Genomic DNA, 18723 nt, shown 5'->3' with positions numbered 1-18723 from the left:
AGGTGCTGCTCTGCACGATACGGGCCTGAGGTGCCGCCTGACTTCACCGTCCGCCGACCGAATCGAGCGGGACCGGGGTGAATGGGGCCGCGGTGAGGCTCGTGGCGTCCTCGCCCATCAGGATCGCGGTGATCTGGTCGGCGATCGAGGGGCCGCCGACCGGCGGCCGTGGCGGGTAGAGCGGTGACGGCTCGGCCGGGGTGCTGGGCGGCGCCGCCGGCACCGGCTGGCGGAACATCTCCGGGTGCTTGAGCAGGATGTCGCCGACCAGCGTGCCGTCCTCGTTGACCGGGAACATCGCGATCAGTCCCTCCGGCACCTCCACGGTCAGCTGGCGGTCCGGCCGGTGCCCGGGTGTGGCGACCACCGTCACCTTGAACTTGTAGTAGCGGAAGGTCCGGGTGCCCTCCCGGTTGTGCTCGTCGGTCTCGGCTGCCGCGGACCCGTGCTTCTCGGTGCTGAGCACCGTCCGCTCGAACGGCAGCCGGCCGAGCAGCGCCCGGTCCTCGGGGATGCCGCCGCCGCCCTCCGGGCCGGCGCCGTAGTAGAAGCCCTTGGTGTGCTCGGAGTGGCTTTCCTTGTCGGTGTCCTCCTGCGCGTAGCGGCGGGCTTTGTGGGTGACCTCCTCGGTGCCCGGGGTGAACTCCACGCCGTCGGAGAGCTCGAAGCCCACCGTCACCTTCCGCCCGCCGACCTCCACCTCGTAATTGTGCTTGAGCAGGTCGGTGATGTGCGGGCGGAGCATGCCGTGGCTGGTGCGGTGCTGGTAGCCGAGGCCGGCGCGGGTGGTGAAGTCGATACCCGGGATCTCCCACGGCCGCCCCTGGTCCAGCCGGGGTTCGCGGACCGCCTTGATCGCGGCGACCTTCGCCCACCGCTGCACGGCGGGGGCCGCCGACACGTCCCAGGGGTGCAGGTCCTGCAGCAGCTCCGGGCTGGTCGCCGGCGGATCCTGCGCGGGCCGCCAGCGCGGCTGTTCGCCGTAGGAGCGGCTGAAGACCGGCTGCGGGGCGGCCGGCGGGGTCTGCGGGACCGGCGTGGTCAGGTACTGCGGCACCAGCAGCCGTACTTCGCCCTTCACCAGCCGGCTCGCGCCGTCGTCGTGCCACACCCAGGGGCGCATGGTGTGCCAGAACTGCTCGTACTCGTCCTTGCTGTCGAACACCCCCGCGATGGCGCCCATGCCGAGGTCGACCGCCCGGCCGGGGACGCTGAGCAGCTTGAACATCTCCGGCATCTCCCGGGTGGTGCCCAGCTCGATCCGGAAGTGCACGTCGTGCTCGAACTCCTCGCTGGCGCCCTTGGTGTTGGCGCGGTAGATGGCGATCTCCTTCTTGACCGTCTCGTCGCCGCGGGTGAGCTTGTCGATGTAGCCGGCCACGATGTCCCCGCCGCCGTGGCCCTGTTCGTTGGTGCCCTCGGTGTGCGTTCCGCCGCGGCCGGTGACGGTGACACCGGCGCCCAGCACCCGGCTGCTCTTGTCGACGTGCTTGTCCTCGGAGGTCGACTCTCCGCGCAGGGTGAGGTCGACGTCATCGCGGGTGCGGTTGGTGTGGGCGGCGTCGACCCGTTCTGCGGTGACGTTCACCCACAGGTACTGGGTGCCGCCGCCGAAGGCGCGGATCGGCACCCAGGTCCACAGGCCGCTGTCGAAGAGCGCCCCGCTCTGGGTCTTCATCGCCTCGGAGCGGTAGACGGCCCGCAGCACCCGGGAGAGCCGGTCGGGGGAGACCACCGGGTCGCCGGCCCGGGTGGTACGGGCCGGCAGGATGCCGCGCTCGCGCAGGCGCTGCTCGATGCCATCCAGGACGTCGTCGGCGCGCAGACGTTCGGCGTGCGCGCTGGTCAGCGGGATACGGCCGCTGGCGTACGTGCGTTCCTCGCGCTTGGCGTCGGGCTTGGGCGCTTCCTCGTCCTCCCCGTCGCCGGCCGGCTCCTTGACAGCGGCGGACTGTTCGGCCGCCACCTTCTCCACCAGTTCGTTCCCCCGCCGGACCGCCGCGTCGCCCGGCAGGATGTCCTCAAGGCGGCGCTCGGGCACCAGCAGGTCCAGCGCGCCGTCGGCCTGGAAGAAGCTGCTCCGCTCCTCGATCCGGCCGCCGCGCTCGCGGGTCATGGTGAGCTTGAAGACCGCGTTGGAGCGGTAGATCAGCGGGGAGCCGCCGTAGGTGGCGCGGGTGATCTCGATGGAACCCTCGTCGAGTTCGTCGGAGGTGCCCCACTCGCGTTCGGCCTCGGCGTGGCCGAGGATCGCGAACCGGCCGCCGGGGACCTTGTCGTGCGGGGGTTCGCCGCCCTGGTCGTCGGCGCTGATCTCGGCCTCGCCGCCCTGGTCGGAGCCGAAGCGTGCCTGCGGTCCGAAGACGCCCTGCACGCCGAGGCCCTTGGTGACGTTCTTGCCGACCGCGTGCCGCGAAATGCCCTGCGAGTACTGCTCGATCTCGATCTGCTGGTCGTTCTCGGGCAGTTGCTCCGGCGCGTAGCTGTGCAGCTGGAGGGTGAGCGTGGTCTTCCAGCCGTCGTGGTCGGGCATCGCCACATCGCGGCCCCACTTGTCGGTCAGCATGCCGAAGTACGCGGCGAGCTGGTCCGGGCGGGTCGCGTTGAGGATCTCCCGGGGCAGATTGGCGAAGTTGTCGGCCCACGCGTCGGGCATGCCGTGGATACGGGCGTAGGCGAGCGCCGCGGACCTGGCCAGCCCCGGCATCACATGGAAGGCCGGGTAGAGGCCGGAGGTGCCGCCGGAGAAGTCCATCCGCTTGCCCACCGGCAGCGCCGCCGGGGTGCTGGTCCGGCCGGCCGCCTTCACTTCGGCGTCGGTCGGCGGGGTGGCCGGCACGTGCTCCTCGGGGACCACGACCTGCGCGACCAGGTCGCCGCTCTTGCGCACGTACCAGGTCTCGGCGCGCGCGTTCTCCTCGTCCAGCGGCTTCAGCGTCAGCTCGTAGACGATGTTGTAGACGTGCTCGTGCACGCCCTTGACCGTCTCGGTGCGGCGGTAGGACTTGGCGGTGCCGGTGAACGTCTCGCCACTGCCCCGGCCGTACTTGCCCAGCAGCCGGAAGCCGCCGATCTGCAGCCGCACGATGTCGCCGAGGCTCAGCCGCAGGCCGGCGCCGGCGCCGAGCGCCACCGACCACTTGCTGTCCCGGCCACCGGCCACCGACTCGCCCACCACCGCGCGGCCGTTGACCTTCATCTTGTACTGCGAGTGCTGCACATGGTCGGTCAAGTGGCCGCGTACGCCCAGCTCGTAGCGGCGGCCGCCGTAGGTCACCTCGTGCTTGATGCCGGCCAGGACCGCGCTCAGGTCGCCTTCGAGGGCGGGCCGGCCGAAGTTGGTCGCCAGCTGGTTGTCGGCGGTGGACTTGCCGCGGCTCGGGTCGTGCGCGCCGGTCAGCTTGTCGAAGAAGCCGGAGAAGAGGCCGTTGCGCGGGCCCGACAGCTCGCCGAGGCGCCAGCGGAAGTGGTCCTCGACCATCTCGGCGCCGGGCAGGGCGGCGGCCACCGCGTAACCGAGCCCCTTGCGGGACATCAGCCACAGCGGCTCCTTGGCATGCCGGTTGGCCGCGTCGGGCAGCCGGTCCAGGCCGGCCGGCCGCCGCAGACGCCGGGTCGGCGCGGCGTTGGCCTGCGCCATCAGCGCCCGCACATGCGGCTGGGCCTCCACCGGCGCCGGCCACACCTTCGGCCCGGCCGGGTCGTCCGGGTCGGTCGGCTTCTTCTTCGGCAGCGGAGTGCCGGTGATCTCCCCGGTGAGCACCTTGCGGACGTAGTCGGAGTGCACCGAGCCCAGCACCCGGCGCTCGAAGTCCCTGGCCCCCTCACCGCCCCGCCACGGCACCCCGAGGTCGGCCTCCGCGGTGCTCTCCACGGTGCCGAGATTCCGGTGGGTGCGCGAGTTCCAGTCCACCGAGATCCGCAGCACCGCGCGGTAACGGGCCTGGTCCTCCTCGGCGTTGAGGATGTTGTGGCCGAGCGCCTGGGAGGTGAGCAGATAGTCCCAGTCACGGCCGAAGCTCACGGTGCCGCCGGCCAGCGGCGCCAGGCCCTTGGCCTCGACCGGGTGGTGGGCCGCGGCCACCGACGGGTCGATCAGGCCGGTCATGTTCATCCCGCCGGTGATCGACATGGCGCTCTCGCCGCCCTTGCCGGAGATCGCCGACACACCGCCGCCCATGTCCTCGCGGGTCTTCACCGCGGTGGCCACCTGCAGGAACTGCAGGCTGTCCACCGAGACCCGGACCCTGGGGTGGCCGCGGAAGGGGCGGAAGCCGGGCAGGTCCCGGCCCGCCTTGATCTTGGTGCCGGGGTCGCCGCTGGTCAGCCACCAGCGGCTCCGGTTACGGGCGGTGCGCTCGTTGAGCAGGGTCTGGGCCTGCTCGACCACGCCCTTGGCGGTCTCGGGGTCCACGTCGAGCCGGCGGCGCAGGTCGCGCTGGAGGTTGGCAAGCGCCGGCGTCAGATCGATCGCGTTGAGCACCTCGCCTGCCCGCCGCGGGCGCTGCGGGCCGAGCTTGAAGATCGCCCGCAGCGCCGGCCGGACCATGGAGGGGCGCGGCTCGGACGGGCCCGAGTACTCCTTGGGGAACTTCACCTGCAGTCCGCGGTCGACCACCGGCGGCAGGTTCTCGTCGGCGGGGCGCTGCTCGACACCGTCCACGAAGACCCGGAAGCGCAGTCCGGTGCTGAACGGGTTGGTCTTGTCCACGAAGAGCTTCCGGCCGCTGATCACGTTCCGCCGGTCGCCGGTGGTCTCGCTCGCGCCGGAGTCCGCCTTGATCTGCGGTACGCCCATCACGGCGGCGGACGCGGCGGCCGAGCCGAGGTTGAAGGCGGTGAAGAGGATCGCGTCGCCCGCGTGGGAGACCGCCTTCGTCTTCGACTGCGCCGACGCGGTCGAGTTGAACGACACACCGTATGTACGCACCGGGTCCGGCGGGGCGTCCGGGAGCGCCTGGGCGGTGGTGTGGTCGAGCACCGGGCGCAGCCAGACGAGCCGGCCCTCGGACTCGAACATCTGGCCGCGCAGCAGGAGTTCGTTCCAGGTCTCGGTGTCCTTGCCCGGCTTGTCGCCCTGCTTCAGCAGCAGGTCCCGGATGCCGCGCTCGACCGCCACCTCGGTTGCGGCGGGGACGCCGGCGTCGTAGGAGATCCGGGCGACGGCATCGGCGGCGGCGCGGTTGGCCTGGGCGGCGGTCCAGCGCGGCACGCTGGTGATCTCGGTCTCGCCGAGCATGCCCTGGCGGACGTACCAGGGGACCTGGTTGGTCGTGGGCGGCGGAGGCGTCTCGTCCTCCTCCGGTGGGCCCTTGGGCTTCGGGGGGCCCTCGTGCTTGGTGAGGTCGGTCTCGGCCGGCTTGCTCTCGGTCGGTTTGGTCTCCGCCTTGATCTCACGTTCGGTCTCGGGCTTGGTGTCCTTCGACGTGTCCTTGGCCGTGTCCTCGGACGTGTCTTTCTTCGACGTGTCCTTCGGGGTTTCCTTCGGCGGGTCCTTGGGCGGGTCCTTCGGGGTTTCCGGGGGCGGGTCCTTGGGTGTCTCGGTCTCGGTCTCCGTCTCCGTGCTCGCCGCGGCGAGCTGCTGGGCGACAGCGGCGCGGTACTCCTGGAAGAGCGACTCGGGATCGGTGACGCCCCAGCCCCTGATGCCGTTGGTGGCCGCGATCAGCCGTACGTCGGCGTCGACCAGGCCCAGCGGCACCGGGCCGTGCTGGGCCGGATCGTGGGCGGCGCGGATGGCCTCGTGCACCTCCTTGGCGGCGGCGTACTCGGCCCACGCGATGGTCCGGCTCTCCGGCAGCCGGCGCTCCGGGTCCACCGTCGACGCGGCGTTCTTGCCCTTGCCGAGGTTCGGGGTGAAGGCCGATGCCTGGTGGAGCCGCTCGCCCCAGCCGGGCGGCAGCACGGGCTCGTCCTGGCGGTGGCTGTCGGTCAGGTCCTGCTGGGCGCCGAGGCTCTCCAGCCTGGCGTCGAGCCGGCCCCGCAGTTCGGGGAAGAACGTCTCGTCGGTGCTCTGCAGGCGGCCGGTGCGGTCCAGGACGACCGAGCTGAGGGTGGTCTCGTGGGCGGGCGGCTCGACGAACTCGTTGGTCCTGGCGTCGAACCAGGAGATCGCCCCCCGGTTGTTCACCGCGTACAGCGGCGCCCCCTGCCCACCGTCCTGGTCCAGCGGTACGACCAGCGCCCCGGACCGGTGGCCCGCGGTGACCAGGTCCGTGGCGATCTGCTCGGTGAGGTCCTCGGGGCGTCCGGTCGCGGGCTGCATCCGCGACATGAGGCGGACCTCCTCGGAGACGACGGCCGGGCGCTGGGGCGGCGCGCTGGAGGAACTCGACACGGTCGTCATGGGCGGCTGCTGCGTGGAGCCGGAGGAGTTCTGCATACCGCCGGACATCTTCAGCGGTTTGCCGTCGTTGGCGATCACCCCGGCGATGGTGAAGGCGATCTTCTTCGGCGGCTCGGCCTTGCGGTGCGACGGCAGGGCGTCGTACAGCTTCCGTACGTCGTTCGGGCCTGCCGTGACGTCGTCCGGCACGCGGAGCACCCGCAACTCGGAGTTGACGCCGGCGACCAGCTCGGAGAACGGGCCGGGAGCGAGGATCGGGTCCTGCGCGGGAGCGGTCTCCTGCGCGGCAGCGGTCTCCTGCGCGGGAGCGGTTTCCTGCGCCGGTACGTTCTGCCGCTGGTCCGCGGGCGGTTGCTGCGTGGCCGGTTGCTGCGTAATGGTCTGCTGCTGCGGGTCCTGCGGGTCCTGCGGGTCCTGGCGTTTCGGAGCCGGCGGCGGGGGCGGGGCCTGCTGCTTCGGCGGTTCCGGGGGGGCCGGCGCCGCGGGCGCCGCGGGCGGTGCGTCGGCGGTCTTGAGCCGGTCCGGCAGTACGGGTACGCCGGTCCGCTCGCTGAACCTCTTGGCCACGTTGCCCAGCCAGCGGTCCGCCTGCTCCGGGGTCAGGTCCGGGCGTACGTCCTTGTTGGTGCTCATGTAGCGGCCGGACTTGTCGTTCACCGTCCAGGAGTTGAGCTTCTCGCTCCAGCGGAACTCGCCGGAGACCCGGGCCCTTCCCTGCACGGTGTCGCCCGCCTGGTTGAACTGCACGGCGAGCCCGGTGTGCCCGAGTCCGTCGATCCGGGTGCGCAACACGGCGCCGGTCAGGCCGGGTTCGGTCCGCTGCAGACCGGTGAGGAGCTGGTCGAACTCCTCCTGGCTGAGGATGTCCGAGACGTGCTCGCTGCCCAGCACGAACTGGCCGTCCTCCCGGACGGTGTAGAGCCACACGGCCTTCTTGTCGGAGGTCAGCCGTGCCCCGCTGATCTCTTCGAGCAGGAAGCGGAGGGGGTTCGGGCGGATCGTCCGGCTGATCGGAAAGAGTTCCTCGTCCTTGATCCGCTTCGGGGCGACGGGCCGGCCGAAGGCGTGGTCCATGGCGGCTTCCCACTCGGCGCGGCGCGCTTCCTCGTCCTGCTCCTCGTCCTGCTCCTCGGCCTGCTCCTCCGCGGTCCTGACGGGCGCCCTGGGGGGCTCTTCGGCGGGCTCTTCGACGGGCTTTTCACCCTCGCGCGCGGGCTCTTCCGCTGCCTTGGCCGCGGGCTCGGCCTTCGGTACGTCGAGGGGGTCCTTGACCGCGGTGGCGGGCTCGGGTTCCGCCGCCGCCTTCTCCGGGACGATCTCCGGGGCCTTCTCGGGCTCGTCGAGGGGTGCCGTGGCCTTGGTGGTGGGCAGGGGTTCTTGGAGTTTGGGGTCCTGTTCGGGCTTGGGCTCGTCGAGGGGTGCCGTGGCCTTGGTGGTGGGCAGGGGTTCTTGGAGTTTGGGGTCCTGTTCGGGCTTGGGCTCGTCGAGGGGTGCCGTGGCCTTGGTGGTGGGCAGGGGTTCTTGGAGTTTGGGGTCCTGTTCGGGCTTGGGCTCGTCGAGGGGTGCCGTGGCCTTGGTGGTGGGCAGGGGTTCTTGGAGTTTGGGGTCCTGTTCGGGCTTGGGCTCGTCGAGGGGTGCCGTGGCCTTGGTGGTGGGCAGGGGTTCTTGGAGTTTGGGGTCCTGTTCGGGCTTGGGCTCGTCGAGGGGTGCCGTGGCCTTGGTGGTGGGCAGGGGTTCTTGGAGCTTGGGGGCCTGCTCGTCCTTGGGCTCGTCCAAGGGTGCCGTGGCCTCGATGGTCGGCACGGGGACTTCCGGCGTGGGGTCCGGCTTGTCCTTCGGCTCCTCCAGGGGGCGTTCGACCTCGGGGGCGGGTGCGGATTCCGCCACCGTCGGGGCCGGTCCGGTCTTCGGGGTCTCGGGGGCGGTCTTCGCCGTCTCGACCTCGGCGGGCGCGGTCTCGGACCGCTTCGCGCCGGGGTCCGGGTCCTTGACCTGGGTGGTGGGTTCGGGCTCGGCCTCCTTGGAGGTGGTCTCCTCCTTCACCCCGGTCGTGGGGTCCGGCTCGGTCTTCGGCTCCTCGGAGGTGGACGCCACGACGGGCTCATCGGTGACCACCGGCTTCGGCTTCGGCTCGGGCGTCTTCACCTCCTCCGGTGCCTTGGCCTTCGGTTCCGGCGTGACGGCCGGTTCCTCCAGCGGGTCGTTCTCGGTATGGGTGACCGCGGGTGCGGGGTCCGGTTCCAGCACCGTCGCCGGGTCCTGTTCCGGCGCCACCGTGTCGGCCGGCGTCTCGAAGATCTCCGGGTGGAGGGTGAGGATGCCGCCCTCCAGCTCCGTACCGTCCGCGTTGAGCGGGAACATCGCGATCAGGCCGCCCGGCACGTCCACCCGGAGCTGGCGGCCCGGCTTGTGGGCCGGCGTGGCGACGATCGTGGTGTTGAAGCGGTAGTAGCGGAAGGTGCGCGTGCCCTCCTTGTTGTGCTCGTCCGTCTCGGAGAGCGACGACACGTGCTTGTCCGAGTCGAGCCCCACCGTGTCGAAAGGCGTCCGCGCCAGGAACGCCTCGTCGCCGGTGCCGCCGCCGCCCTCGGGCCCGCCGCCGTGGTACCAGCCCTTCGCGTGCACCGCGTGCGTCTCTTCGTCGCTGTCGTCCTGGCGGTAACGCCGGGCCTTGTGCCGGACGTCGCTCGTGTCGGGGCTGTACACCTTCCCCTCGGACAGCTCCAGGCCGAGCAGCACCTTCCGGCCGCCGACCGAAACCTCGTACGTGTGGTCCAGCAGGTCCTCGATGTTCGGCCGGATCACCGCGTGGCTGGTCCTGCGGTTGTACGCCAGCCCGTGGGTGGTGGTGAAGTCGACCCCGGGGATCTCCCACGGCCGTCCCTCGTCGAGCGCCGGCTCGCGGCTCGCCTTCATCGCGGCGACCTTCGCCCAGCGGTTGATCGCGGACGCCGCCGGGACGTCCCACGGGTGCAGGTTGTCGCGCAGCTGCTGGGTCGCCGGGTGGGCCGGGGGCGCGGCGTCCGCCCACCGGGGGTTCTGGCCGTACTGGCGGACGAAGAAGGAGGGCGGCGGAGCGGGCGTCGGAGCCGGGTCCGGAACCGGGTCCGGAGCCGGGTCCGGCGGCCGGTCGGTCGTCCGGTCGGCCGGTGCCGGGCTGACCACCTGCTGGACCGGGTCCTCCGTCACGTTCTCGGCCGGCTCCCGCACGGTGACCGGAGCGGGGTCCTGTGCCGGCTCCCGCACGGTGACCGTTGCCGGGTCCTGTGCCGGGTCTTCCAGGGGGTCCGGTTCCGGGGTCTTCGACGTGAGGTACTGCGGCACGATCAGCCGGATGTCGCCCTGGACCTCCTGCGTGGCGTCGCTGCCGTCGTCGTGCCAGATCCACGGCCGGTGGGCGTTCCAGAACTCGTCCAGTGCCTCTTGCCGGTGGAACCGCTTGGCGATGGCACTGGTGAGGGCGTACACCCCGGCGCCGGGCAGGGTGACGAGCTTCAGGATCTCCGGCATCTCGCGCACCGTGCCCAGCTCGATCCGGAAGAAGACGTCGTGCTCGAACTCCTCCGACGGGCCTTTGGTGTTGGCGCGGTAGATGGTGATGTCCTTGTCGACCTTCTCCTCTTCGCGGGTGAGCTTGTCGATGTAGCCGAAGCTGTAGTCGCCGCCGGCGTGCCCCTGTTCGTTGGTCTCCTCGTTGTGCGTGCCGCCGCGGCCGGTGAAGGTGGCGCCCACGTTGAAGGTCCTGGTGGTCTTCTTGACGTCCTTGTGCTCGCCGGTCGCCTCGCCGCGCAGCGTCAACTCGACGTCCGGGCGCGTCTTGTTGCTGTGCGGGGCGGACATCCGCTCGGCCACCACGTTCACGTACAAATACTGGGTCGAGCCGCCGAACGTACGGATCGGGACCCAGGTCCACAGGCCGGTGTCGAAGAGCGAGCCGGTCTGGGTCTTCATCGCCTCCGAGCGGTAGATGGCCCGCAGCGCCCGGGTGAGCCGGTCCGGGACCTCGACCACGTTCCCGTCGCTGCCGCGCCGGGTCGGGATGATGCCCTTGGTCTTCAGCCGGCTGGTGATCTGGTCCAGTACGTCGTCCGCGCGCAGCCGTTCGGCGTGGGCGGCGGTCAGCGGCAACTGGCCGCCCGCGTACTGCCGGTCCAGCCGTGGCGGTGGCGTGGTGGTGGGGTCCGGCGGGGGCGCGGTGTGGTCGGTGGCGGTGGTGTCGTTCGGGTCCGGCGTGTCCTGCGTGAGGTGCTCGGGCGGCGCGGGGACCTTGCTGACCGACGTCTCGGCGACCGTCTTGGGCGCCGTCTCCGGCTGGATGGCCGGCTCGGTCGCGGGCTCGATCGCGGGGTGGGTCGCCGGCTCGGTCGTGGGGTGGGTCGCCGGCTCGCTCGTGGGCGCCGGCTTCGACTCCGGCAGCGGCTTCGGGATGGAGGAGTGGCCGGCGCTCTCCGTGACGGGCCGCACCGGGGCGGTGGGGTCGTCCTTCTGCCTGACGGTTGTGGACGCCGGGTCCTGCGTGGTGTCCGTGGTGCCCGTACGCTCCTGCCGCGCGGCCTCCTCGACCGCGGGCGTGAGGATGTCCTCGATCCGGCGCTCGGGCACGAGGAGGTCCATCGCGTCCTTGCCCCGCAGGTAGATGAAGTCCTGGCGGACCTCGTCGCCCTTCTGCCGGGTGACGGTGAGCTTGAAGACCGGGTCGGAGCGGAAGGTCACCGGCTTGCCGCCGTACGTGGCCCTGGTGATCTCGATCGCGCCGCTGTCGTCCTCCTCCGAGCGGCCCCAGTCCCGGCCGACGTCGGCGTGTGCGAGCGCCATGAACCGGCCGCCGGGCTCGGACTGGGCGTGGTGGTCCTCGCTGTCCGGGCCGTGCTCACTGACCTCGACGTCGCCGCCCTGGTCGGAGCCGAACTTGAAGGTCGGGCCGATGCTGGCCTGACCGTCCACACCCATCGTCCAGTTCTTCTCGTTGGCGTGCCGGCCGACCGCCTGCGAGTACTGCTCGATCTCGGTGTCGCCCTCGGTCTCCTCCAGCCGGTGCGGCGCGTACCCCTCCAGCTGGAGGTTGAGGGTGTTCTTCCAGCCGTCGTGGTCGGGCAGCGCGACGTCGTTGCCCCACTTGTCGGTGAGCGGCCCGAAGTACGCGGCCAGCTGGTCCGGCCGGGTCGCGTTGAGGATTTCCTTCGGCAGCTTCGCGAAGTCGTTGGCGTCCGTCTCGGGCAGGTTGTTGAGCCGGAAGTACAGCCGGGCCGCGGACCGCGCCAGGTCGGGCATCACATGGAACGCCGGATAGAGGCCGGAAGCGCCGCCCTTGAGGTCGAAGTGCGCGCCGGTGGGCGGCTGTTTGGTCACCGCGACGGCGCCGGCCTGCTTCAGGTCGTCGGCGGTGACCGGCTGTGCCGGGACGTGCTGCTCGGGCACGACGATCTGCGCGACGACGTTGTTGGGGTCCCGGATCCACCAGTGCTCGGCGGGCGCGTCCGGGCCCTTGTCGAGGGGGCGCAGGGTCAGCTCGTACGTCATGTTGTAGACGTGCTCGTGCACGTCGTCGACGTTCTCCATCCGGCGGTAGGACTTCGCGGTGCCGGTGAAGCTCTCGCCCTGGCCGCGGGCGTACCGGCCCTGCAGCCGGAAGCCGCCGATCTGCAGCCGGGCCAGATGACCGAGGTCGATCCGCAGGCCCGCGCCGCCGCCGAGGGTGACCGACCACTTGGTGTCCCGGCCGCTGGCGACCGTCTCGCCCAGTGCCGCCCGGGCGTTGACCTTCATGGCGTACTTCTTGTGGTCGAGGTGGTCGCCCAAGTGGCCGCGTACGCCCAGCTCGTAGCGGACCCCGCCGTAGGTGACCTCCTCCTTGTAGCCGGAGAGCACGCCGCTGACGTCGCCTTCGAGCGCCGGGCGGCCGAAGTTGGTGGCGAGCTGCCGGTCGGCGACGGAGCGGCCGCGCAGCGGGTTCCGGCCGCCGGTGATCTTGTCGACGACGCCGCGGAAGCCGCGCCGCGGGCCGGACAGGGTCTGCAGCCGCCGGCGGAAGTGGTCCTCCACCATCTCGGCGCCGGGCAGCGCGGCGGCCACCGCGTACCCCACGCCCTTGCGGGCGGCCAGCGGCAGTGACTCGTACTGGTTGGGGTGGGCCGGCGGGGTGTACATCCCGGGCGGCCGGTGGTTCGTGTGCGGGGCCGGCGGCAGATCGGCGGCGTCCAGCAGGGCCCGTACGTGCGGCTGGGCCTGTAGGGGCGTCGGCCACACGCGCGGCACCGCCTCGTCGCCGTCCGGGTGGGCGGCGGCGATGTCCCCTACGAGCGAGCCGCTGACGTACGGCGAGTGGACGTCGCCGAGCACCCGCCGCTCGAAGTCCTCCGCGCCCTGGCCGCCCCGCCACGGCACGCCCAGGTCGCCGGAGACCACGCTGGAGATGGTCCGCAGGCTCTTGTGGGTACGGGAGTTCCACTCGACGTCGAGCTTGAGCGTGGCCCGGTAACGGGCCTGGTCCTCGGCGGTGTTGAGGATGGTGTGGCCCAACCCCTGCGAGGTGAGGGCGTAGTTCCAGCCGCGGGACTGGCTGAAGGTGCCGCCGAGCAGCGGCGCGATGCCCTTGGCGGTGGCGAACTGGTGCGGGTGCAGGGTGGCCGGGTCGACGAGGCCGGTCGTGTTGTAGCCGGCGGTGAGCGAGGCGCCGCTCTCGCCGCCCTTCCCGGTGACCGCGGAGAGGCCGCCGCCCAGGTCCTCGCGGGTCTTGATGCCCTTGCCGTCGCTGCCCTGGGCCACGTGCAGGAACTGCAGGCTCTGCACCGAGACCCGGATCCGGGGGTGGCCGCGGAACGGCCTGAAACCGGGCAGGTCCTTGCCGAGCCGGATCTTGCCGCCGGGGTCACCGCTGGTGAACCACCAGCGGCTGCGGTTGCGGGCGGTCCGCTCGTTCAGCATCACCTGTGCCTGCCGGGTGATCCGCACCGTCTCGGCGGCGCCGACGCCCTGCGCCCGCAGCTGCTGCTGCAGATCGGCCAGCGGGCGGGTCAGGTCGATGGCGTTGAGCACCTCGCCGCCCCGGCGGGGCTGCTGCCCGCCCCGTGCCGGGTCCGGCGTGCCGTCCGGCTGGTCGTCGTCCCGGCGCGGGCCGTCCGCCATGTCGGGCCGCGGCTCGTTCGACTTGGAGTAGTCGGCGGGGAACTTCAGGTCGATCCCACGGTTCACCGTGGCGGGGTCGTCGGCCCGGTGCGGGGGCAGTTCTGCACCGTCCACGAAGATCTTGAAGCGCAGGCCCGCGGTGAACTCGTTGTTGTCGGTGACGAAGAGCTTGCGGCCGTTGATGACGTTGCGGCGTGCGCCGACCTTCTTCGTCTGCGTCGACTCGGCCTTGAACTGCGGCACGCCGAACACCGCGGCCGAGGCGGCGGCGGAGGCGATGTTGAACGCGCTGAAGAGGATGCCGTCGACGGAGCGTGAGGTCGACTTCTCCTTCACGTTCTCCGAGGCGGTGCCGTTGAAGGAGACGTTGTACCTGCGGACCGGGTCGGCGGGGCCGGGCGGCGGGGTCTTGGGGGTGGCCTCGTCGATCACCGGGCGCAGCCAGACGACCTTGCCGTCGGCGTCCAGCAGCTTGCCGTTGAGGAGTTGGGCGAGCCACTTGTCCGGGGTCTTCTCCGGATGCCCCGCGTCCCGCTCCAGCAGCATCTCCTTGATGCCGTTCCGGATCGCGCCGAGCGTCTCCGTCGACAGGTCCCGGCCGAAGTTGATCCGCCACATGATGTGGGCGGCGGCGGTGTCGGCCTGCTGTTCCGTCCAGTCCGGGACGTGCGTGACCTCTGTCTCGCCGAGCATGCCCTCCCGTACGTACCAGGGCGCCCGCGGGGAGCCGGGCTCGTTCGTCGCCGGGGTGAGGACGATCATCGGCGGCGGCGGGGTGGGAGCGGGAGGCGCGACCGGCTTCGCCGGCTCCACCGGGTCGGTGGACTTGGAGGTCCCGGGGTCCTGGTCGGTCGAGGACAGGCCGTGCTTCGGGGCCGGCGTGATCCCGGTGTCCTGCGGGTCCTTGACCAGCGGATCGGGCGCGGTCGTGACCTCGGCTGCGGGGTCCTTGGGCTTGGTGGTGACGTCGGCCGTGACCTCGGTGGTGACCTTCGGCGTGACCTCGGTCTTGGGGTCCCTGACCTCGGGGGCGGACTCGGTGGTGACCTTGGGCGTGACATCCGGCTTGGGGTCTTCGACCGCGGGGGCCGATTCGGTGGTGACCTTGGGCGTGACGTCCGTCGTGACGTCCGGCTCGGGGTCCTTGACCGTCGGTGCGACCTCGGGCTCGGGGTCTTTGACCTCGGGGCCCTTGACCGCGGGGGCCGATTCGGTGGTGACCTTGGGCGTGACGTCCGGGGCGGGGGGCTTGATCTCCGGGGGAGGGGTCGGGGTGGTGCGGGTCCGGTAGTCGGTGACCAGGGCGTTGGGGTCGGTGAGCCCCCACCGCTGGAGGCCGTTCCTGGCGTCGTCCAGCGCGGTGCGGGTCTCGGCGGTGCCCTGCGCCTGGTGGTTGTTGTACGCGACCACGTACCGGTCCCACGCGCCGACCCGGCTGGCGACGACGCCCTCCGGCAGCTTCGCCGGGTTGGGGTCCGGGCCCTCCGCGAGCTGGTCCAGGTCCCGGGCCCACGCCTCCTTCTGCTCGTCGGCCAGCGGCTCCAACGGCCGTACCGGAGGCGCCTCTTCGGTCGTGGTCGTGGTCGTGGCAGGCTCCCGCTGCGGCACCTTCTGGTCCGCCGGCAGGTCCTGCGACTCGGTGACCGGCCGCTCGGCCGGCGGCCCGACCGGCGGCCCGACCGGCTCCGGCGTCGTGGGCTCCGGTGCCCGCGAGGTGCTCGACGACGTCCCGGGCGGCACGACCAGCGGCCGGAAGCGGGTGAGGTCCGCTTCCTGGGCCAGCTCGCGCAGGTCGTCGCGGGTGTTGAGGAAGTCCAGCGCGGAACGCCACACCACGTCGGGCCGCGGGTGCCGGGCGACGGACGCGGCGATCTGCTCGAAGTGCCCGGGGCCGGCCTGCGTGTGCAGCCCGCTGACCAGGCCGTGGACGACCCGGGCGGTGAAGGCCACCGTGTCGTCGGAGTTCCGGATCAGCGGCGCCGGGTCGTGCGGCTGCGGCGGCCGGTCGCGGTCGGTGGTGGGGTGGACCCCGGGCGCCTTCGGCAGCTCGCCGGCGTGCGCGTAGCCGAAGTACGCGGGCAGGTCGTTGCCCACGGTGGCCGGCCGGTGCTGCGCGCCGCCTTCCTGGGCGCGGCCGGCCGCCGGCGACTGATACCCGTCCCGGACGAACGCCTTCGCCTGGACCGCGAAGGGGTGGTGCGGCGGCGTGATCATCGCGGAGTGCCCGGAGCCGTCCTCCAGCGGATTGACCGCGAAGCCCTCCTTGCTGCCCACCGTGGTCCGGAAGCCGTCCAGGTTCTCGATGCGGTTGTCGCCGTGGCTGAGCAGCCCGCCGAACCGGTCGGCGATCTCCAGGCCGGCGATCTGGCGGGCCGCCGCCCAGCCATCGCCGGACTGCCTGGCCGTCTCGGTGGAGAACTCTTCGTGCAGGTCCATCGGATGCTCGGCGTTGAAGACCTCGTGCACGTTGACCAGCCGGATCCCGTTCTGGTCCGCCCACTTGGTCATCCGCCACACGTCCGCCTGGTACGGGTCGGGCGGCGGCCGGTCGAGGCCGCGTACCTCCGCGACGTCGGCCCGCGGTACGTCGGTCCAGAGCGTGAAGGTGGCCTGATCGCCGAACGTCCCCGCCGCCTCGGCGAAGTTCTGCCACAGCCCCGCGCTCGGCCCGGTCTCCTGCGGCGGGCCGCCCAGCCATACCGAGTGCACCGCGGCCGGTATCCGGATCTCCCCGGCGGGCAGCGGCGGCGCGTTCCTGGCCGGCGCCCACTCTCCGGTGGTCCGCTGATGGCTGAAGCCGCTGCCCTCGGCCGGCTGCCAGTGCGCCGGGTTCAGGGCGGCCGGGTCCGGGTCGTGGCGCATGTCCAGCTGGTCCAGGTACACGCGCGTCTGATCGGGCGTCAGGTGGCTGTAGTCGTACGGGTTCCCGTCGGCGGGGTTGTGCAGGAAGTCGGCGGCCGGCTGCGGGGTGTCGAGCCCGAAAATGCTGGGGCCGGGCGGACCGGGCGGGCGGGCGAGTTGCCGGATGTCCGGCACGTTCTGGTTCGCCAGCTGATGCAGCTGGGTGACGATCTGGCTCGACGCGATGTCGTCGAGCCCGGCCGGCGCGCCGCCGCGCATCACCAGCGGCTGACCGTTGTTGGCGATCAGCCCGGCGATGTGGAACGCCTGCGGCCCGAGCGGCGCGTTCGGCGGGTTCACCAGGTGCGTCGGCAACTGGTCGTAGTGCTGCCGTACGTCATCGCCGTCGATGTGCAGGTCGGGCCGTCCGAGCCGGTCGAGTTCGGAGTTGACGCCGTGCACCAGCTCCGACTCCTTGCCCGCGTCGAGCGGCGGCGGTACGTGCACCGGCGCGGGGGTGTGGAGGGGCGGCGTCGTGATCGCCGGGAGGTGCAGGTCCGTCGCCGCCGGGAGGTGCAGGTCCGGCGTGGTCACCGTCGGTACGTGCACGTCCACCGGGGTGACCGGGGGCACATGGACGTCGGTGCCGTCGCCGTCGGCCGGCACGTGCACGTCCGGGCCGCCGCTGGTGACCGGCACCCGTACCTGCGGGCCCGTGGCCGCAGGGGTGTGCACCGGCGCCGATCCGACCGGGGTGGGGTGCGGCGTACCGCTGCCTTCGGTGGAGGTGGTGGGCAGCGGGGCCGGCACCTCGGAGGTCGCCGCCGGGGGCAGGTTGAGCTGTTCCGGGTCAGCCAGGACGTGCGGGAAGGTCATGTTCTTCAGCGAGCCGAAGCCGCTCTTGAGCCCGGAGCCGATGAAGTCCGCGTTGATGTGCAGCGCGTGCCCGAGCCGGCCGCCGACCGCGCCGGAGAGACCGGTGATGAAGGTGGTGGTGAACTTCCCGGTGGTGAAGAGGTTGTACAGGCCCTCGGAGACGTTCTGGTGGGCGGCTTCGACCACGGCGAAGGAGGAGTGGTAGGCGAACTTCCGCCCCCAGTCGGTGGTCAGCGTGTCGGCGACGCCGTGCGAGAGTCCCCGCTGGAAGCCCTCAAGGCCCTTGGGCAGGCCGGAGAGCGCGGTGTCGAGCTCCTTCCCGAGATTCCGGCTGCCGAGGTTCTTCATGAAGGTGTCGGCCCAGTTGTGGCCGAGGTCACGGGCCAGGCCGGCGTCCATCGAGCGGCTCAGGTCACGGGCGAAGAGGTCGCCGATGTCGTTGCGGAAGGCCAGCCGGGCGGCGTCGCTCATGCCGCCGAAGGCCGCGTCGTCCACGAACTTCCCGGTGATGTCCGAGAAGTCCCGGCTGAAGCCGGCGCCGACCGGGCCGATGTCCTTGATGTCGTCGAAGTTCCCCAGCTTCCCCGGGCCGGGCCCGGGGCCGCCGAACTCGTCGAACTTGCCGGGCGCCGGACCGCCGGGGCCGTCGGGTCCGAGATTCCGGCCGGGGCCGGGCAGCGGCGGTCCGCTGAGGTCGTCGGCGCCCTCCTTGCCGATGTCCCGCGCGCCGGTGCCGCCCACGTCGTTCGCCAGGTCCTTGCCGATGGTCTTCGGGACCGGGGTGGGGGTGGGGATGTCGTGGTCGAGGTTCTTGAACAGGTCCTTGGCGGTGTTGCGGCCGATGCCGCTGCCGACGCCCTTGGCGAAGAAGCTGCCCAGGAACGGCACGAACGGCGAGATCGCGCCCTGGATCGCGCCGAAGCCGACCGCCTGCTTGAGGAAGTCGTTGCCGTGCGAGGTGTGGAAGCCGTTCAGCGACATCGACCAGCGGACCAGGATGTCCATCGCCGCGCCGAGGCCGATGTTGAGTGCCTCGTGCTCGGCGATGAGCATGATCAGCCGGAGGATGACGCTGCGCAGGATGGCCCGGTAGAGCGCCCGCAGGAAGGTCTGCTCGATGAGCGCTTCGATCGGGTTGAAGATCGCCAGGATGAGGGTGATCGCCCACTCGATCAGGAACTCCACGACCTGGGCGATGATCATCCGGTTCATGTAGTCGACCTGGTAGGCCGACTCGTGCCCGAAGTCCGCCATGTTGGCGGCGGTGTCCTTGAGGTTCTTGATGGCGTCGGCGCCGTCCCCGGACGCGAAGGTGGACATCGCGTCGATGTACGCCTTGCTCCACTTGCCGTCGACCGAACTGCCCACCGACTTGGCGATCTGCCCGATCTCCGACTGGAGGTCGGAAAGGGCGCTCACCAGTGCGGCGTTGGGCTGTTCGACGGCAGCACGGATCGCCGACGCCTTGGCACGCGGGATGTGCATGCCGGTGAGCGCCGCGACGATTCCGTCCAGGAACGGGTCAACAGCCACGG

1 protein-coding gene is annotated in these 18723 nt (G+C 71.6%); it reads right to left on the bottom strand.

Annotated elements, in window-relative coordinates:
• Window positions 1-43: 43 nt before the first annotated feature.
• Complete coding sequence (locus OG552_RS15745) at window positions 44-18721, bottom strand: hypothetical protein (RefSeq protein ID WP_329133380.1); 18678 nt, start codon at window positions 18719-18721, stop codon at window positions 44-46.
• Window positions 18722-18723: the final 2 nt, after the last annotated feature.

The organism is Streptomyces sp. NBC_01476 (assembly GCF_036227265.1).
In the GTDB taxonomy this organism is placed as follows: domain Bacteria; phylum Actinomycetota; class Actinomycetes; order Streptomycetales; family Streptomycetaceae; genus Actinacidiphila.
This window is presented reverse-complemented; position numbering and strand designations above follow the sequence as displayed.